The organism is Streptococcus sp. 1453, from assembly GCF_013276955.1.
Taxonomy (GTDB): domain Bacteria; phylum Bacillota; class Bacilli; order Lactobacillales; family Streptococcaceae; genus Streptococcus.
Genome location: NZ_VMLZ01000002.1, coordinates 85,187 through 105,028, shown reverse-complemented (window position 1 = coordinate 105,028; position 19,842 = coordinate 85,187). Strand labels below are relative to the sequence as shown.

The following is a 19,842-nucleotide window of genomic DNA, read 5'->3' as shown; positions in this document are numbered from 1 at the left end:
TCAAGAGTTTTGCTTAAAAACCATCTTATTTTTTCATACAATATACTATCCCTACTTTCCTTAAACTCTAAACTTTAGTCTATATTAAGTGAATCGTTGAGATTTTTTGCTGCCAGGCATTTGAACTACTTTTTTATTTGCTGATTCTATCTACTAATGCTATAAAAAACAAGTGAATAAGACACCAGAACATCCTCTAATAGGGCCTATGGACTTATAGCAGTCCCATATATACTGTTTAAGCAAGATACTATCCTAGTTGACGCTAACTTCCTATCCCACTTATTAATTTTTATTTATAGTGAATCTGAACAAATCAATTGGGGGATCCAAGTCAATTTCTAGTACTTTTTGAAAAGTTTCAGCATACTATCGTAAAATGAAATAAAACATGCGCAAATTGATTAGGGAATTTAAACCAATTTCTAACAATATCTTAGAAGTCAAAGTGTACTATTTCAACTTCAATACACTATACTTCATTTTCTCCTTAAATTCAGTCTCTTTTTGAATCAAAAAAATCCTCTGATAAGTACCAGAGGATAAGAGTTTATTTCATTGTTGGGAAGAGCAATACATCACGGATAGTAGTTGTATCAGTGAGAAGCATGCAGAGACGGTCGATACCGATTCCCAAACCACCTGTTGGTGGCATACCGTATTCAAGAGCCTCGATGTAGTCATAGTCGATGCCTGTTGCTTCATCATCACCAAGTTCTTTGGCTTTGGCTTGGGCTTCAAAACGACTAAGTTGGTCGATTGGGTCGTTTAGCTCAGTAAAGGCATTACCGTACTCCTTAGTCATGATGAAGAGTTCGAAACGGTCAGTAAAGCGTTGGTCTTCAGGATTTTTCTTAGCCAGTGGAGATACAGCTACTGGATGGCCATAAACAAAGGTTGGTTGGATTAAGGTTTCTTCAACAAACTCTTCAAAGAAGGCATTGATAATGTGACCAACCTCAGTGTAGTGTTTCTCAACTGGAACTTTCTTCTCAGCAGCGATAGCTTTAGCTTCTTCCAAAGTCATGTCTTGCCAGAAATCGACGCCAGTAATTTCTTTGATAGCATCCACCATATGAACACGTTTAAATGGTTCGTTGATTTTGATTTCAGTTCCTTGGTAGTTGACTGGGCCGTCGCCTTTAACAGCTTTAGCAGCATGTTGGATAATGCCTTCCGTCAAATCCATGATGTCTTGGAAGTCTGCATAAGCTTGATAGACTTCAATGGAAGTAAACTCAGGGTTGTGAGTAGCATCCATTCCTTCGTTACGGAAGATACGGCCAATTTCATAGACGCGTTCCATACCACCAACGATAAGGCGTTTCAAGTGAAGCTCAGTCGCGATACGAAGAACCATGTCAATGTTTTGGGCATTGTGGTGGGTGATAAATGGACGGGCAGCAGCACCACCAGCTTCGTTGTGAAGAACAGGTGTTTCCACTTCAAGGAAACCTTTTTGGTCAAGGTAACGACGGATTTCAGAGATGATTTTTGAACGAGTGACAAAACGCTCGAAGCTTTCACGGTTAGAAATCAAGTCCAAGTAACGTTTACGGTAAATTGTTTCAACGTCTGTCAAACCGTGGAATTTCTCAGGAAGAGGACGAAGGGCCTTAGACAAGTGTGTAATGTGAGTCGCCTTGATAGAGAGTTCACCCATATCTGTACGCATCACTTCGCCTTCGACACCAAGGAAGTCACCAAGGTCTGCTTTTTTGAAGATTTCGTAGTTTTCTTCACCGACAGCATCTTTACGAACGTAGATTTGAATCTGTCCTTCGCGGTCTTGAAGGTGGGCAAAACCTACTTTACCTTTACCACGTTTGGTTACCAAGCGTCCTGCGATAGTAGCTGTTTCGTTTTTATCATGTAATTGTTCTTTATCGAGGTCAGCAAATTTATCTTTTAATTCTTGTGAATTTGCAGTACGTTCAAAACGTTTTCCGAAAGGATCGATTCCTTGTTCACGGAGCGCAGCCATTTTTTCACGGCGAACGATCTGCTGGTCATTTAGTTCTTCCATATGTTCTGTAGACATGGGATCCTCCTAGTTTTACTCAAAATTGAATACGATGAGTCATTTTTGCGATACTCCCATTTTATCATAAATAAGCCAGAAATTCACGGATAATCTTTCAAAACTACAAAGAACTTGACGCTAAGATCACTGAAAAGACTGGGATAAGCAAGAAATTTCAACATCTCAGAAAAGGGATCTGACCATGTTTATGGATTATACTTTAACCCTTGTAACTTTCATGACGTGTGCTACTTTTTATATAAGAGCAAGCCAAGCAAATCTAAAACTTAAACAATTGACGTAAAAAACATCAACAACTTGAATCTTGTCATTCATACACCTGATATGACAGAATAGTATAATTTTTAACATTTTAGTCTTTTGATTTTTTTACACCTCTTGCCAATTTTCTTGGTCTTCTTTAAAGCGTTTTAGGAGATCCAATCCTTCTGGTGTGATGTAACCTTCTTCTTGGGCTAGATGAATCAATTCACTGTAGTTAGAAAGCGTCACAAGTTTGACACCTGCATCTGAGAAGTTCTTATCTGCTTTTGGCAATTGGTAACTGAAAATTGCTACTACACCAAGCACATCTGCTCCTTCTCGCTTGGCTGCGGCTACGGCTTCAAGAACAGAACCACCTGTTGAAATAAGATCTTCAACCACTACCATTTTTTGACCTTGAGCTACACGGCCTTCGATTTGGTTACCAGCTCCGTGGTCTTTTGGTTTGCTACGAATGTAAGCAAAAGGCAAATTCATCTTATCAGCAATGATAGCTCCGTGTGGAATCCCAGCTGTCGCAGTTCCTGCAATCACTTCAACCTCTGGAAAGGCTTCTTTGATAGCATCTACAAAACCATTTTCAATGAGAGTACGAGTTTCTGGATAGGCAAGAGTTACACGGTTATCCGTATAAATGGGCGACTTGATACCAGATGCCCAAGTGAAAGGCTCCTCTGGTTTGAGGTAAACTGCTTGAATTTTCAAGAGGTGGCTAGCGATATCTTTAGCAAGTGTCATGATATTCTCCTTTTATTTTTCTAATCTATTTCTTTAATTTCAGTCCTGTGTCCATTCATCCTTGATGGCATGATAAGCTGCAACAGGATCCTCAGCTTGGGTAATGGGACGTCCCACTACGATATAGTCACTGCCGATTTGATAGGCATCTGCTGGCGTCATGACGCGTTTTTGATCTCCTACTGCAGCACCTGCAGGACGAATGCCCGGAGTCAGACAGATAAAATCTGGTTTGGTAGCCTGCTTGATGACTTGCACTTCCTGAGCCGAGCAAACGACTCCATCCAAACCCGCTTCAGCTGTCTTCTTAGCATAGTGGATCACAGACTCTTGCAGGCTGGTTTGAATATTTTGAAACTCCTGCATCTGGGCTTCTGATGTTGATGTGAGCTGAGTGACAGCAATCAATTTGGCTTGATTTCCAAGACCTTCGCGCGCAGCTTTCATCATCTCTACACCACCAGCAGCATGAACATTGGTCATATCCACACCAAGCTGAGACAGGACCTTCATGGCTGACTTGACTGTATTGGGAATGTCATGCAGCTTGAGATCCAAAAAGACACTGTGACCCATATCTTTCAAGTAAGATACAATCTCAGGCCCCGTTGCGTAATAAAGCTCCATCCCTACCTTTAGATAAAGGCTTTCTTCTGCTGGAAAAAGAGCTAAAAATTCCTTGACTGCCTCAAAACTAGGAAAATCAAGAGCAATGACTGGACGATGTTCTCGCATAGGTTTCTCCTTTTACCTTTGCTAGTGAGAGAATCTGGCCAACAGAAACCACGAAAAAAGGAACCTGCCAACAGCAAGGTTCCACGAAAAATGGGTAGTCTCCACCCTTTCACCGTCTAACCTTAGCTGCCTCTCTGGACTGCTTTAAAGGTTTTCTATTATTCTATTATTTCTACTAGCACTTGTCAAGTAAAAACATGGCAACCAAAGAGCTATAGGAGAAAAGCTAAACCTAACGACGCGATGAACGCTGATTTGTTTGATTTCGATTGCTCTCTTCCTCTTGTTTTTTCTGTTCTTCTTCTAAACGTTTACGTTCTTCTTCCTGCTTTTTCTCGGCTTCCTTAGCCTCTTGTTTGGCTTTTTCCTCAGCTTCCATAATCAATTTATCCGCCACAGTGTAACTGTAAATTCCAGCTTCCATGTCAATCACACTCGGTTCTGACAATTGAGGCTTAATCTTACTGTAGTAAGGCAATTTCTTGCTCATTTCAGACAAGGGAACCAAGACTTCGTCCGAATCATTCATGGTCAATCGAATTAAATCGGAAGTGACCTTGCTGGGAGCTAGTTCCACCTTCTGGATAGCCGCCTTGAGTTCTGGGCTAATTTGAGCAAGTTCTGAGACAAAAGCCTTGATTTGTTCGCTGTCATTAAAGAGAACTGATATATAAGTTTCTGGCAAACTGACCAAACTCACAGCACTGGTCTCAAGCTGACCACTGGAAAGAATAGGATAATGATTTTCACCAGAAATATAGTAAGCCACAATATCATATTCCTTGACCTTGATAGTGAACTTGGTTGGAAATTGATAGACAAGCTGAGCTGATTCCACCCAATAGTTAGACTTGATCTGCTCTTCATATTTTGCCTTATCTAGCAGAAGGTCAATCGTATAATCCGAATCCTGAATGCCTGAAGCCTGTCGGATATCATCAGCCGTAGTGTGCATCGTTCCCTCAACACGGATATCCTTCATGGTCGCATAAGGACTGAGTAGGTAGGCAGAGATAATCAATAAAAGCAGACTTGGAAATAAAATCGTTAGAGCTCGCAAGATATGGAGGCCAGGAATCTTTGCTTTGGCTGCTTTTTCCTTTGGAGCCTTTTTAGCAAGATTTTTATCCTGTTCCTCCTTCTCTTTAGACCCTGATTCTTCTATCTCTTCTTCCTCTTTGTCACCCTCTGAGGATTCTACTTTTTCTTCAGACTCGTCCTTAGCTAATTTTGGGTCTTTTGGATCAGATTCACTCTCCTGGTCCTCAGTTGCATCTGACTTTTCAGATTTCGAAGCCATTCGAGCTTGTCTTTCCTTTTCCTTCTCCTCAGCTAGGGCTGCCTCTTCTTCAGCCTTCTTTTTTAGATATTCTTGGTTTCGTTTCTGCCATTCTGATAACTCTTTCAATTCTTCGAGGATTTCTTTGCCCTCATTTTTCTTATCTTTTGACATTTACTTTCCTTATGATAAATCTTTTTTCAACAATTGATAAAAATCTGCTAGAGATTTCAATTCCTTAGAAGCCTTCATCTTAGTTTGATAGTCTTCCTTGTGACTTAGTAAGTGAGAAAGCTTCTCTTCCAAACTATCCAAGGTCAAATCGCTTTCTTGAAGCTCTTCTGCATAGCCTTTTTTTACAAAGTAAGCTGCATTTTCAATCTGGTCACCACGACTTGCTTCACGACCAAGTGGCACAATGACATGTAATTTTGCCATAGCCAAGAGCTCAAAAATCGTATTAGCGCCACCTCGTGTCACAACAATATCAGCCAATTCCATCAAGGGTTGATAGAGATTGGTCACATAGTCAACACGAAAAAGATTTTGGCTCAACTCGTTCAGGCTAGAATCTCCAGTTAGATTGATAATATTGTAGCGTTCTGTCAATTCTTTCTTATGGTCTGTCACCAATTGGTTAAAGACACGAGCACCTGCAGAACCACCGACAAACAATACAGTTGGCAATTTAGGATTAAAGTGGGTTTGAATATCCACCAATTCATCGGGTTCTGGAGTGTTTTGGTCTGAAACCTTGGTCACTGCTCCCACATGCTCAACCTTAGACAAACTTGAAGCTTGCTCAAAGGTTGAATACATCTTAGTCGCAAATTTATAGGCGATTTTATTGGCCAAGCCCATAGACAGGTCAGACTCGTGAATAAAGACTGGCACTCCTGAAACACGTGCTGCGATAACAGGTGGCACAGAGACAAAGCCTCCCTTTGAAAAAAGTGCTTGTGGACGAAGTCGCAACATGATAAAGAGCGATTGGACAATTCCCCAGCCAACTTTAAAGACGTCCAGCATATTTTGCCAAGAGAAATAGCGACGCAATTTTCCAGTCGCAATGGAATGGAAGGTAACATCCAAACCTGACTTGAGGATTTCTTGGTGTTCGATACCACGCTTGTCCCCGATATAGTGGACTTCCCAACCATCTTCGATGAACTTGGGCATTAACAAAAGATTGAGGGTAACGTGTCCAACCGTCCCCCCACCTGTAAAGACAATTTTTTTCATATTATTCTTTTAACTCCGCTACTGTGTCGATAAAGAGGTCGCCACGTACTTCAAAGTTAGCATACATATCCCAGCTGGCATTGGCAGGACTGAGAAGAACCACGTCTCCTTGAGTCGCAAGTTCATAGGCTTTGCGGGTCGCATCAGCAATATCAGTCGCATCCACATAAGCCACACCAGTCTTATCTGCTGCCCGTTTGACACGTTCGGCAGACTGACCCAGGATGACCATCTTCTTGAGTCCAGTAATGTCTGGCACCAATTCGTCAAACTCATTGCCACGGTCCAAACCACCTGCAATCAAAATGACCTTGCTGTTGTCAAATCCTGATAAGGCTTTTTGAGTAGCCAAGATATTGGTTGACTTGCTATCATTATAGAATTTAACACCCTGAATTTCATCCACAAATTGGAGACGGTGTTTGACACCACCAAAGGCTGAAAGAGTTTCTTTAATAGTTTGATTGTCTACACCACGAAGCTTGGCTACAGCAATAGTCGCAAGGGCATTTTCTACATTGTGGCTACCTGGAACTCCGATTTCGCTAGCTGCCATGACCACTTCTCCACGGAAGTATAGCTGACCATCTTCCAGATAAGCTCCATCAACCTTTTCCAGTGTTGAAAATGGTACAACAGTAGCTTGTGTTTTGCTAGACAATTCTTTTGCCAAGTCTTGATTAAAGTTCAAGACAAGGAAATCAGCTGCTGTCATCTTGTTCTGGATATTCCACTTGGCTGCTACATACTCTTCAAACGAGCCATGGTAGTCGATATGAGTTGGCATGAGGTTGGTAATAACCGCAATCTCAGGATGGAATTCTTGGACGCCCATGAGTTGGAAAGAAGAAAGTTCCATGACAAGCGTGTCCTTGTCTGACGCAGTTTGAGCAACCTGACTGGCAGGATAGCCGATATTTCCTGATAAAAGACCATGTTGCCCAGCAGCAGTCAAAACGTCCCCAATCATAGTCGTTGTGGTTGTTTTACCGTTCGAACCAGTAATACCAACAATCGGTGCTTCAGAAATCAAATAAGCCAATTCCACCTCAGTCAAGACTGGAATTCCCTTGGCCAAAGCCTTTTCAATCATGGGATTATTGTATGGAATACCTGGATTTTTCACCATAAGGGCAAACTCTTCATCCAAGAGTTCCAAAGGATGGCCACCTGTAATGACCTTGATCCCTTCTTCCAGCAAACTTTGGGCAGCTGGATTATCCTCGAAAGGTTTCCCATCATTTACTGTCACAATGGCACCTAGCTTGTCCAACAAATGAGCTGCAGATTCACCAGACTTGGCCAAACCTAAAACAAGGACTTTCTTATTTTTAAATTGATCTATTACTTTCATGTCTCAAACTCCATTTCTACTCCTACTATTTTACCATTTTTATGGAAATAAAAAAGCCACAAAGTGTGTTTGTGACTCTTTCTTCTAACTGATACTCTTCGAAAATCTCTTCAAATCACGTCAGCTTCGCCTTGCCGTATATATGGTTACTGACTTCGTCAGTTTTATCTACAACCTCAAAGCAGTGCTTTGAGCAGCCTGCGGCTAGCTTCCTAGTTTGCTTTTTGATTTTCATTGAGTATGAATCTTATCATATCATCTATGTGATAAATCGGTAACTCGAATGACTTGGTCCACTTGTTCCCAAATAAGAGGATTGTGGGTCGCAATAATAATAGTTCGATTCGGATTTTTTAAAGATTCTAGGATAGAGAGTAATTCCTCAGAGTTTTTGGGGTCTAGCGAAGCGGTTGGTTCATCTGCGAGGATCAAAGGCGGATCCTTTAAAATTATCTTCGCTAGTGCAACACGTTGTGCTTCTCCTCCTGATAATTCAAAGATAGGTTGCTTTAAATCTAAATAAGAGAGGTTAACACGGTTTAGAGCTTGTTTCATCAAAGAGATTTTCTCTTTCTCTTTCAACTTTTTACCAACTAAACCCAGATTGAGATTCTCTTTGACGGTTTGGCTTTCAATTAAGCCAAAATCTTGAAATAAGTATCCCAAGTAATCTCTAAAGAAAACAGAAGGCTTGATGTCCTTAAGAGAAGTGCCATCATAGATGATTTGCCCTTTGTCATATGGCTCTAATCGTCCAATCATATTCAAGAGTGTTGTCTTACCACAGCCACTTGTACCGATTAAGGCATAAATTTTCCCACCTTCAAAATGAAGATTTGTATCTGAAAATAGCTGACGGCTTCCAAATTTTTTAGATATATTCTTTAGTTCAATCATCCTATTTTCCTTTCATAATTGTCATAGAAACACGAGATTCCTTATGGGCTTGACGGTAAAGCGTCAAAACTGCGCTAGCTAGAAAGACGAATAAAGTGAGCAAGCCAATCACCAAGTCTCGACTGCTTAAAATAAAGAAACTAGCACCAAATACAAAACTGGCAAATTGGCTAACCATATACTGAGCATGTGTTTCAAAAAATCGTAAACCTGAAATTCGTTTAATCAAGATATCTCGGCGGAATTGCTCGAAATATAGAAGATTGACAGAATAAAAGAGTAATAAGGAACTGGCTATCCCAACAATAGCTCCTAATATTAAAGTTGCTGTTTCAGTTTGAACTTCATTATAACGAGTTAGATAAACACTTCTTCCTTCTTTAAGATAGGATACTTGCTCATAAATTCCAGCTTTCTTTAAGAGTTCTAGCCCACTCTCATATCCTTTGATAAAGAGTTGTTTTCCAGCATTGATAGACCAAACATATTTTGAAATGAAACTATCACCTGTAGATGTTGGAGTAAATACAACTAAAATCGGATCGGTTAAGTACTGAATAGATACTGGACTTTCACCGTTATTATAAACAAAGCGTTTTTGTCCTGTTGGAAGATAGCTAACAATCGCTCTCATTTCATACTCTAAAGGAGCGTCTTTATCCTCGCTTGATTTTCCGTAATAGTTCAAACGTTCTTCAAAAACTTTCTTAAGTTCTGCTTCCTGTGAACGAAGAGATTCTGGTAATAAGAGTCCAAATTCCCCTTTTTGAAGATGAGCTAGTTTCTGTCTAGTCTCATCATTTACAGCCACATTTTCCTTGTCTAAATAACTTGGACTCACATAGAGAACATTAGCATCTGGACTATAGGTATCCAGTGTTTCCCCGTTTTCATTTTTTCCTTGAGGATTTGCAAAATGAATGAGATTCTCTTTTACAAATAGAGCCTGTTCTTGTTCAACTGCTTCTTTGGAAAATTCATACCACTTATTCTGATTTTCTGTATCATTTACTCTGTCACCTAAGCCAAAAGAAATTTGATAATAGTCTACTCTGTCATGCCATGCTTGTTTTGAAATTTCAAGTTCTTTCAATCGTTGGTAAGACGTCAAACCTGTCTTAACAGCGTATCCCACTGTAAAGACAGCAACCAACTGACACAATAGGGTTAAAGCCATCAAGCGTTTGAGGGGTAATCTTCCCTTAATAACGGGAACTAATGCTTTGTAACTCAAACTCATTAGATAAAGAAGCATTAGTAAAATTGAAATACCCAATAAAAACAACAGATAGAAAGTAATCCCAAAACCATAGGTGGCTAACAAGATAGGATAAAACAAACCTTGACTAAAAAGAACGACTCCCCCACCTAGGAAGGAAAGGAGGGCTGATAGAAGGAGCCACTTGATATCAGTAGATAAAGAATGCCCCATAATGGATAAGAGAGTCTGACCAGAAAAGAGTTTTATACCTGCTTCTCTCATTTCCTTAATCCGAGTGATAATCACTAAAGCAAAGAAAGATAAGCCAAATATTGCTAAACTAATTAAAATAAGTGGATTTAGTAACATTCGAAAAGCAAGAGAATAGGGAGGTGTCTTTCGGTCAGCAATTGCTTTATAACCCAAATCTCCTAATTTATCGGCAAGCTTTTCTTTCGTCAAGGAGCCTGACAAAAGGAGATAACTATTTAGCGGATCACTACGTTCACGACTTTCTTGGCTAGCTTCTTGGAATTCTTTTGGTAAAGTTCCCTGACCATAAGTTGCATAAGTAAAGTGAGTCGTCCCATCCTTACTCGGCTCTACAATTCTCCTAGCTATTAAACTCTGTTCTGAGTTTGCAAAATTCTCCAATTCCTGTTCAAATACCTCACGCGTCGGTTCCTGAGTATCTTTTTTGACACGAAGTAAGGAGACGGAATCATAGCTTGCATATAAATATTGTGGCGCACGTAAGACAATAATCCAAGCAAGGAAGATGCTGAGAAAAAAAGTTGATAATAATATGAATAGTTTCTTCATAGTAGACTCCTTGTATAAGAGAATAACCCTATAGAAAAAGATTTTATCTTTTATAAATTCTTAGAATTATTTTCCTAGTTTAATCCATTACACCCTAAGCACCAAGACAACAATACTCTTCAAAAATCTCTTCAAACCGCGTCAACGTCGCCTTGGATTATATATGTGACTGACTTCGTCAGTCTTATCTACAACCTCAAAGCAGTGCTTTGAGCAACCTGCGGCTAGTTTCCTAGTTTGCTCTTTGATTTTCATTGAGTATAAATTTAATCCTTTCTTATTTTGAAAACGATTTCTTATAACTTAAGTATATCACTTTTTATATAATCTATCAACATATTTTACTAAGATATCATTAGTAATAGAATTTTAAAGTTTCCTTAGAAATAGATGTCGGGAAAGAATTTAAGTTCAGTTTTTCCCATTCATATTATCCAAGCAAAAGAGATGATATTAACTAAAAAGCAATTCGAACTACTGTAAAATTCCTAGCAAAAAAGAGAGCCGAAACTCTCTTTTTTATCTTCTTTTACTTTTTTTGACTGGCATGAGTGTGATGTCTCTCACACTAAAGTAAGCTAGGATTAACATGGCTATTGCTAGGAACATTTCTGTTGGTAATTGAAAAATTTTCAGAAAAGATAGAGCCAACAAAACCAAAAGTGCCACTAAAATACATACCATAGCGACGATATTGACTGTCCCTTTAATGCTTTCTGGTGTTGCAAATACATAGAGTAGGAGCAGTAAAATTCCTAGGACTAAATAGACCATCTTTCTCTCTTTCTAGCTCTTATTCAGCTGATTTTTTCTTCTTGTTAGCTTTCTCACGCTCTGCTTTGTTAAGGATTTGTTTACGCAAACGGATAGACTCAGGCGTTACTTCCATGTACTCATCGTCGTTCAAGAACTCAAGAGACTCTTCAAGTGTCAAGATACGAGGTGTCTTGATAACAGCTGTTTGGTCCTTAGTAGCTGAACGAACGTTAGTCATTTGTTTTGCCTTAGTGATGTTAACTGTCAAGTCGTTTTCACGAGAGTTTTCACCGATGATCATTCCTTCGTAAACCTCAGTACCTGGGTTGACAAAGATTGTACCACGTTCTTCGATAGACATGATTGAGTAAGTTGTAGCCTTACCAGCATCGATAGAAACAAGGGCACCACGGTGACGTCCACCAATTTCCCCTGGAATCAATGGCAAGTATTGGTCAAAGGTATGGTTCATGATACCGTAACCACGAGTCATTGATAAGAACTCAGTTGAGTATCCAATCAAACCACGCGCTGGAACAAGGAAGACCAAACGAGTTTGACCATTACCAGTTGAAATCATATCCAACATTTCACCCTTACGTTCAGAAAGGCTTTGGATAACAGAACCTTGGTATTCTTCTGGAGTGTCGATTTGAACACGTTCAAATGGCTCACATTTAACACCGTCGATTTCTTTTACGATAACCTCTGGACGAGATACTTGAAGTTCATATCCCTCACGACGCATTGTTTCAATAAGGATTGACAAGTGCAATTCTCCACGACCTGAAACTGTCCATTTATCTGGTGAATCAGTTGGGTCAACACGGAGGGAAACGTCCGTTTGCAATTCAGCCTGCAAGCGTTCTTCCACCTTACGAGAAGTCACCCATTTACCTTCTTTACCAGCAAATGGTGAGTTGTTGACCAAGAAAGTCATTTGAAGAGTTGGCTCATCGATGTGTAGGATTGGAAGCGCTTCAACTGCGTCTGTCGGAGTGATGGTTTCACCGACAAAGATATCTTCCATACCGGAAACGGCAATCAAGTCACCTGCTTTGGCTTCTTGGATTTCACGACGTTCCAAACCAAAGAAACCGAAGAGTTTTGTAACACGGAAGTTTTTAGTTGTGCCATCAAGTTTAGAAAGGGTAACTTGGTCCCCAACCTTAACAGTACCACGGAAGACACGACCGATACCGATACGACCAACGAAGTCATTGTAGTCCAAAAGTGAGACCTGGAACTGCAAAGGCTCATCTGAGTTATCTACTGGAGCTGGGATATGGTCGATAATCGTGTCAAAGATTGGTGCCATCGTAGCTTCTTGGTCAGCTGGATCATCTGACAATGAAGAAGTTCCGTTAATCGCTGAAGCATACACCACTGGGAAGTCAAGCTGGTCATCATCAGCACCAAGCTCGATGAAAAGTTCCAATACTTCGTCCACTACTTCTGCTGGACGAGCTGATGGTTTATCGATTTTGTTAACAACCACGATTGGGACAAGGTCTTGTTCCAAGGCTTTTTTCAATACGAAACGAGTTTGTGGCATTGTTCCTTCGTAGGCATCTACGACCAAGACAACACCGTCAACCATTTTCATGATACGCTCAACTTCCCCACCGAAGTCCGCGTGTCCTGGTGTGTCCATGATGTTGATACGAGTTCCGTTGTAGGCAACGGCTGTATTTTTGGCAAGGATGGTAATTCCACGCTCTTTTTCGATATCGTTTGAGTCCATAGCACGCTCTGCCAATTCAGTACGTGCATCAAGCGTTTCTGATTGTTTCAATAATTCGTCAACGAGGGTTGTTTTACCGTGGTCAACGTGGGCGATAATCGCAATGTTACGGATATCTTCTCTTAATTTTGTCATGATTTCCTCTATAATATTCAAAATTTATTTTCTAACTGAACGATTATACCATAATTTCAAGTAAATAACATAATTCAAGCAAGTGTAAATGTTTTCACTCCGCTTTTCTTTTCACGTCAAGCCTTTTCAAAGAAGGCGACTTATGATAAGATAGGCACAGTATGCGTTTAGATAATTTATTAGCCCAAGAAAAAGTTAGCCGAAAGGCCATGAAGCAAGCCTTACTCAAAGAGGAAATTCTAGTTGATGGTTGCCCAGCCCGCTCCCTAGCCCAGAATATCGATACAGGGCTACAGGAACTCCTTTTTCAGGACCGAATCATTCAAGGTTATGAGCATACCTATCTTATGCTTCATAAGCCTGCTGGTGTCGTTACAGCCAATAAAGACAGGGAACTTCCAACTGTCATGGACCTGCTGTCACCTGACATCCAGTCTGATAAGCTCTATGCCGTCGGCCGACTGGACCGAGATACGACCGGCCTCCTCCTCTTGACCGATAACGGTCCCTTGGGCTTTCAGCTCCTCCATCCCCAATATCATGTCGATAAGACTTATCGAGTTGAGGTTAATGGACTTCTGACACCTGACCATATCCAAGCCTTTCAAAAAGGAATTGTCTTTTTAGATGGTACTGTCTGTAAACCTGCAAGACTAGAGATTCTATCTGCAAGTCCTTCCCTCAGTCGAGCCTCCATCACCATTTCAGAAGGAAAATTTCATCAAGTCAAGAAAATGTTTCTCTCGGTTGGTGTCAAGGTGACCTCCCTCAAACGCACCCATTTTGGACCTTGGAGCTTGGATGACAATCTTCAAGAAGGGGACTATCGACCCCTAAACTCCCAAGAATTGGCAAGCATTCGTGACTTTCTCAGAAAAAGTGGTTAAAAAATGAGCTCGGAAACATCCAAGCTCGTTTTCTTATTTCTCAACTTTGACTTTCCCTTTCCAAGAATCCAAACCATAAGAAAGGATATAAATCTCAGTAAAACCTTGTTTTTTCAAGTAAAGGGCCGCATTTGTGACACGTTGCGCACGTTGGTTTTCGTAAAGAAGGACAGGTTTATCCTTACGAAGGGCAGCAAGACTAGTCTTCAACTGACTTGAAGGAATATTGCGGGCCCCAAGGATATGTTTTCTGTGGAATTCAGCTGGGTCGCGCAAATCAATCAATTGACCCGTACGAATCAAGGCTTCAAATTCCTCATTGTCTACAATTTTAGCCGCACGGCGAATACGAAAATAGTTAAAGCCCATCCACGCCAACATTGCCAGTATAAGTGCCCACAAAATCCAAGTAACCATTAGTTCTTTTCTCCATTTTTCTCAATATAATCCAATTCTACCTTGTGCTCTCTGCGAAGAACCGCTTCTGCTTCCAGATAGTCTAATTTGTCCATCAACCCTGCATCGTAAATCCGAAAGAGTTCCAACTTCATCAGTTCAATATCATATAAGCGTTTTCCCATGTAAACAATAATACCAAATCGTTTGAGGAATTGCTGCACATCATAGAATGTTTTCATAAGACTCATTCTAGCAAATTTTTGTGTTTTTTTCAAGAAGAGACTCACACAAGAAGTAGCACAGAAATTAAAAAAGCTGCATCTTCTGCAACTTTTTAATCTGGTGGAAAATAGCCCAACTGCTCAGCGATATGAATCGCCTCCTGCCTGTTAGCCACTCCTAATTTTGAAAAGATATTGGCCAAGTGATTAGAAACTGTACGTTTACTCACATAGACCTTGTCACAGACATCATCAATGGTCAAGCCATTTCTAACCAGTTCTAGTATCTCGATTTCTCGTGATGTTAGCACCTCTACCATCACTTCATCTGAAAAGACCTTACCTCCTAGATAAATCTTTTCCAGTTTTTTCACCAACTCATCTGGATCCATACTTTTGTCCAGAAAGCCATAAGCTCCCATTGCTTTAGCTCGGTATTCATACATTTTTTTACTGTAACCTGTCAAAATCACAACCTTACTAGAACAACCATTGTCGATAATCTCTTGTGCCAAGGTCAGCCCATCAGCTTGATACAGACTCGTCAGGTTGATGTCAATCAAAATAATGTCGTAGTCATTAAAAGCAATCTCCGAAATAGTCGAAAAATTATCTACTAACTGGACCTTTTTAATGTTTTCCGATAACTCTAAAATCATCTTGATACTTTGGCTAAATAATTTATGATCATCAATTAACAAAATTTTCATAACACAACTCCTTATCAATCGGGAGAGTAATTTCTACACGAAATCTCTTATTATTTTCAAAAATCTGCATTTGACCACCTAAAACACTAATTTTATTAGACATATTTTTCAAGCCATAACCTAAGGATTTTTCTGTTTGAAGGCAGTCATTTTCAGAAATGATAAAAATAGCGTCATCATGCACATCAATCTTCAAAGAAATCCTTCCACCACTAGCGTACTTAACGGCATTGGTCGCCAATTCCTCAACCAGACGATAGGCAATTTTATCGTAAGGAGATAAAAGCCTAAAGTGGGCAGGAAACTGTGTAACGACTTCATTTTCTGCGTGATAGCGCTTGACAATCCGATTAATCAGCCCTTGATACTGGATGTCTAACTGCTCGTCTGTTTCTACCATTGGCTGATAATAATCCATCCGCTCACGAATCCGCTGAACCAACTCCTCTGTCACCAGATTGATCTGTTCACCAAAAGCTTGATTGCTACTATATTTATTGAAATTTTTTATCGCCATCACATTTTGCAGGATTTCATTGTGAAGAAATTCGGAGAACTGTTGTTCTGTGTCTTCATTTGCCAGCAGACTTTTCACCATACGATTACGCTTTAAAAAGAGAACTTTTACATAATCCCTAGCATCTAGCATCTCAGCAGAACGAAAGAGACGAATCAATTCTTCCGAACAAATCCCGAACAATAGTAACATGATATTCAAGACCAAAAAGCTCGTGTTTAAATCGAGACGAAAGATGATGAAAATGCCTACTAACAAAAACATAACCAATAAAAACAAGTGTGAAAAAGCTTTTATATAGGACAATTTCAACTCTGATACCTTTTTTTGAAGAGAGCTGATAATTGTTTTGAAGTGTAAAAAAGCTAAAATGCCAACAATTTCCAGATACCAGACTAGGTTCATCACTCCTGAGCCCCTCGTATTGATATACAAAAAGAAATAAGAAAGAGGCAATATCAAAGCTAATATCCACAAATTTCGTCTCTGATACTTGAGTTTACTTTTCAACTCTTTATGATATAAAATCAGTAAAATCAAGGGAACAAGGTTTAAAAAGAAAGACGCAAACAAGGACAGAAATAGAAAAATTGAAGGACTTAACAGATACGAACTAATGGTGATTAGTGTCAACACAAAGGACACACTCAACAGTTCTTTTCCCATTTTCTCTCCCAGAAAGATAATAGACAGAGAACTATACACCAATAAAAAAGAGTTGAGCGGATGAAGAATATCAAAAAAGTGCAACAGGGTGTTCGCAACTCCTTGATTAAAGATGGATTGCCAGCTAATGAGAAACATCATCAGGAGCAACCAAAGTTTTAACTCACTATACCGAAAGGTCACAATATTACAAATATAGCTAAATACAATTAAAGCAATAATCAGCAATAAAACCATCTGTAAGGAAAAATCTGTCGAAAAGTCCAGAGGAATCCTATAATAAATATAAATCATCAAAGTTAGATGATTAAAAATCGTCAACCACCACAATAAAAGTGAGTTTTTCGAGATCAATTTGACAAACTGTTTCATATGTATCCACTTCCTGAACTACTTTAATATCATTATAACACAATACCAGAATTGTCGGATAGGCAACTCTGGTATTTGACTTAATTTTCAATCATTTGCCAACTTACTCTGTAAGTCACTAGCAGGTAAAGGACAAAGAGTAAGACCGCTACTCCCAGATAGGTGATATCAATAGAAATACTGGTATTAGCGAAATTCTCAAAATAGCCCAAAAGAGCGGTACTCAAGGCAAGTGCTAGCGGACCTGCGATGACCAGCGGAACCAAGAAATAACTTAGAATCTGTTGCAAAAGAATAGAGCGATTTTGCTTTCTCTTGTTCCCAAGAAGGTATAAGATTTGATAATCATTAACACTATCCAAAGCACTTGTAGAAGTTTGAAGAGACAAGATACTGAGGGAAATAATGATAAAAATAACACTGACAAAAATCATGACAAAGACAATGACCCCCATAAATCCAAGATAAATCTCAAAAATTCTTCCTTTCGTTTGATAGGTGAACGAATTCAACTCTGCTCCATCACGAGTGAAGTAGTATTTTTCTATCCACTGACTTAAGAATGTTTCTACTTTCCGTTTGTCGATATTTTCTTTGAAATTGGCAACATAGGTCGTGTGGTCTTCCGTCAATCCAACTACTACCGTATCTGGTACAATTAAGGTTCCTGTGTCATTTGTACCTACTGACGATAAAAAGTAAACTGTTTCAAGTGGCTTTGAAGACGCAAGATTAAGAGAATAACCGTTAATCATGAGGGTTTTGGTCGTTGATAGAAAGTCCTGAATCTGCTTGGCAGTTCCTTTATAGTTAGCATTGATCAGAAATTGGTTATCTGCCAAGTCAACCTCTCTTTCACCTTGCAGTTTGCGGAGATAATTGTAGGCAGAAATTCCTAAAATCGGTACTTTTGATTCAGGAAGTTCCTTATCATGCTCCCAGAGATTGCTGGTATCAATCAAATCTTTATAGGTTAAATCACTAGAATAGATAGGATAGCTGTACTCTTCTTTGATGAAATTAAAGTCAAAGCCATCGGCTTTCAATCTGTCTTTGACAGATTCCTGAGAAAATTGAAACTCTTTACCACGGTAGAGATTGACAGTTACATCATAAGGTGAGTATTTGTTCAGCTCTCGGTTCATAGTCGTATAGGCACTACCACTAAAAACGAGTAAGCTGAGAGCCAGTGTCAAGGTCAAGGATAAGACAGCCAACGTGACCGAATTACTATCAGCTTGTTTTGAAAATTGACGGATTTTAAAAGTGTTTAGTTTGTTATAGTAGGTTTGAGGCAGTTTTCTAAGGGAGACCAAGATAAAATGGCTCAAGGTATTGTAAAATAAAATCACAAAAATCACGAAGACAGATACCAGCAAGATACCCCAACTTTTCAAGAGTGATAGATGGTGATAGTCTGAAAAATAGAGAGCACCAAAACCGATAACAGCTGTCGAAAGAATAAAGAGAAGTGCTTGAAGAACTGGCTTGCCTTTTGCCAAGACAGATTTCTTGACCCCATTTTCTTGAATGAGTGCAATGATATTTTGCGTTCTAAAGGTAAGAATGTCCATGACACCAACAATAAGACTGGTTACCAAATAGGAATAAACTAGTAAGATGACAGACTTGCTATCAAAGAAAAGCAGACTACCAAAGTAATTGGCCATAAAAAACTCAGATGCAATCTTAGCTAGAATGACCAGTAAAATCAATCCAAGCAAGAAACCTAGAATCAAGGAAAAGATATTGACCAGCATGGTTTCAAAGAACAGGGTACCGATAATCTGCTTCTTCTTCATTCCCAGCGTTGCATAAAGTCCCAGCTCTTTCTTACGCCGTCCCAGGACAAAGTTTGTGGAATAAACGACGAGAAAGGCAATCGCCGATAGAATCAGATAGGAAAGCAAGCCCATGTACTGACTCATCACCGTCGTCAACATTTCCTTTGCTCCTGATAAACTTTGCATCACTGGATGGCTTGGTAAAGCATTAAAAGCGTAGAGCAAGCTATAAATCAAGGTCAGACTGAAAAAATAGATGGTATAGGTCTGTAAATTTCGAAATACATTTCGTAAAATCAATTTTGGATACATACTCTCCCCCTCCTATCTGGTACGGCTGTAAATCTCTTGCAAATACTGTTCATTAGATAAGCTGTGACGTTCCAAATCATCCATAATCTTTCCATCGCTAAGTAGCACCATCCGTGAAGAGTACTTTGCTGCAGCAGGGTCATGCGTAACCAGTAAAATGGTAATACCAAAACTTTTATTGATTTCCTGCAAAAGCGCCATCAGTTTTTCAGAATTGGCAGAGTCCAAGGCTCCTGTCGGCTCATCTGCGATAATCAGTTTAGAATCATCAATCAAGGCTCTAGCAGTTGCCACACGTTGTCGCTGGCCACCTGATAACTGATTAGGAAACTTATCTTTTAAGTTTTGGATGGCCAACTTATTCAAAATTTCCTCAATCTTATCCTGATGTTTTTTGATATTTTTCCCCTGAATTTGAAGAGGTAGAACAATATTTTCATAAACTGTCAAGGTTTCCACCAAGTTGTAAGCTTGGAAAATATAGGAAATATTTTTAGCACGATAGTCAGCTAGTTCATTTTCCTTGGCATGGATGATGTCAAAATCTTCAAATCGAATCTCACCTGATGTTGGTTTATCAATCGTTGAAATACAATTGAGGAGTGTTGTTTTTCCACTACCACTGGCCCCCATAATTGCCAGAAATTCACCTTTTTCAACGGACAAGTTCACATCTGATAAAGCATGAACGATATTATCCCCTTGACCAAATGTTTTCGTTAATCCTGTCACGATAAGCTGTTTCATCATTTCATTCCTCCGT

17 protein-coding genes are annotated in these 19,842 nt (G+C 39.6%); 1 reads left to right on the top strand and 16 read right to left on the bottom strand.

The annotated features are described in order from the left end of the window. Positions 1-550 precede the first annotated feature (550 nt). The 10 genes from lysS to typA all read right to left on the bottom strand — a co-directional run bounded on the left by lysS (position 551) and on the right by typA (position 13,211). Positions 551-2,041, bottom strand: coding sequence for a lysine--tRNA ligase (lysS, locus tag HW098_RS01350; protein ID WP_176139044.1), 1,491 nt, complete (start codon positions 2,039-2,041; stop codon positions 551-553). Positions 2,042-2,413: 372 nt separating this feature from the next. After that, the gene (pyrE, locus tag HW098_RS01345; protein WP_050294638.1) at positions 2,414-3,046 is read right to left on the bottom strand and encodes an orotate phosphoribosyltransferase; all 633 of its coding nucleotides are present in this window, start codon (positions 3,044-3,046) and stop codon (positions 2,414-2,416) included. A 39-nt stretch (positions 3,047-3,085) separates the two neighbouring features. Then, complete coding sequence (gene pyrF, locus HW098_RS01340) at positions 3,086-3,781, bottom strand: orotidine-5'-phosphate decarboxylase (protein WP_176139043.1); 696 nt, start codon at positions 3,779-3,781, stop codon at positions 3,086-3,088. 232 nt (positions 3,782-4,013) lie between these two features. Continuing rightward, complete coding sequence (locus HW098_RS01335; protein WP_176139042.1) at positions 4,014-5,234, bottom strand: cell division protein FtsQ/DivIB; 1,221 nt, start codon at positions 5,232-5,234, stop codon at positions 4,014-4,016. Positions 5,235-5,243: 9 nt separating this feature from the next. Further along, positions 5,244-6,302, bottom strand: coding sequence for a UDP-N-acetylglucosamine--N-acetylmuramyl-(pentapeptide) pyrophosphoryl-undecaprenol N-acetylglucosamine transferase (locus tag HW098_RS01330; RefSeq protein WP_176139041.1), 1,059 nt, complete (start codon positions 6,300-6,302; stop codon positions 5,244-5,246). 1 nt (position 6,303) lies between these two features. After that, positions 6,304-7,656 carry a UDP-N-acetylmuramoyl-L-alanine--D-glutamate ligase gene (gene murD / locus HW098_RS01325; RefSeq protein WP_176139040.1) on the bottom strand — a complete coding sequence of 451 codons (1,353 nt, stop codon included), beginning with the start codon at positions 7,654-7,656 and terminating at the stop codon, positions 6,304-6,306. Positions 7,657-7,911: 255 nt separating this feature from the next. Then, entirely contained in the window at positions 7,912-8,553 is a 642-nt protein-coding gene (locus tag HW098_RS01320) for an ABC transporter ATP-binding protein (RefSeq protein WP_000571283.1), read from the bottom strand. 1 nt (position 8,554) lies between these two features. Beyond that, positions 8,555-10,576, bottom strand: coding sequence for a bacteriocin-associated integral membrane family protein (locus tag HW098_RS01315; RefSeq protein WP_176139039.1), 2,022 nt, complete (start codon positions 10,574-10,576; stop codon positions 8,555-8,557). 519 nt (positions 10,577-11,095) lie between these two features. After that, positions 11,096-11,350 carry a DUF3165 family protein gene (locus tag HW098_RS01310; RefSeq protein WP_023932983.1) on the bottom strand — a complete coding sequence of 85 codons (255 nt, stop codon included), beginning with the start codon at positions 11,348-11,350 and terminating at the stop codon, positions 11,096-11,098. 19 nt (positions 11,351-11,369) lie between these two features. Further along, positions 11,370-13,211, bottom strand: a complete 1,842-nt coding sequence (gene typA, locus HW098_RS01305; RefSeq protein ID WP_000164111.1) for a translational GTPase TypA — start codon at positions 13,209-13,211, stop codon at positions 11,370-11,372. Positions 13,212-13,372: 161 nt separating this feature from the next. Between typA and HW098_RS01300 the strand changes: the two genes are divergently transcribed. Beyond that, the gene (locus HW098_RS01300; protein WP_173307424.1) at positions 13,373-14,098 is read left to right on the top strand and encodes a 16S rRNA pseudouridine(516) synthase; all 726 of its coding nucleotides are present in this window, start codon (positions 13,373-13,375) and stop codon (positions 14,096-14,098) included. Positions 14,099-14,131: 33 nt separating this feature from the next. On the opposite strand, the gene HW098_RS01295 is transcribed toward HW098_RS01300, so the two are convergent. The 6 genes from HW098_RS01295 to HW098_RS01270 all read right to left on the bottom strand — a co-directional run bounded on the left by HW098_RS01295 (position 14,132) and on the right by HW098_RS01270 (position 19,826). Beyond that, a complete protein-coding gene (locus HW098_RS01295) occupies positions 14,132-14,515 on the bottom strand; it encodes a rhodanese-like domain-containing protein (RefSeq protein WP_173307423.1) in 384 nt (127 codons plus the stop codon). Then, a complete protein-coding gene (locus HW098_RS01290; RefSeq protein ID WP_176139038.1) occupies positions 14,515-14,784 on the bottom strand; it encodes a YqgQ family protein in 270 nt (89 codons plus the stop codon). The genes HW098_RS01295 and HW098_RS01290 overlap by 1 nt, the downstream gene beginning before the upstream one ends. Positions 14,785-14,831: 47 nt before the next feature. Then, positions 14,832-15,428: a response regulator transcription factor gene (locus HW098_RS01285; RefSeq protein WP_176139037.1), complete on the bottom strand. Its 597-nt coding sequence runs from the start codon at positions 15,426-15,428 to the stop codon at positions 14,832-14,834. Beyond that, positions 15,409-16,137, bottom strand: a complete 729-nt coding sequence (locus HW098_RS10385) for an ATP-binding protein (protein ID WP_240149438.1) — start codon at positions 16,135-16,137, stop codon at positions 15,409-15,411. The genes HW098_RS01285 and HW098_RS10385 overlap by 20 nt, the downstream gene beginning before the upstream one ends. Positions 16,138-17,063: 926 nt before the next feature. Next, positions 17,064-19,079 (bottom strand): FtsX-like permease family protein, encoded by a 2,016-nt coding sequence (locus HW098_RS01275; protein WP_176139035.1) that lies wholly within the window; start codon positions 19,077-19,079, stop codon positions 17,064-17,066. Between the two features lie 12 nt (positions 19,080-19,091). Continuing rightward, positions 19,092-19,826, bottom strand: a complete 735-nt coding sequence (locus HW098_RS01270; protein WP_176139119.1) for an ABC transporter ATP-binding protein — start codon at positions 19,824-19,826, stop codon at positions 19,092-19,094. Positions 19,827-19,842: the final 16 nt, after the last annotated feature.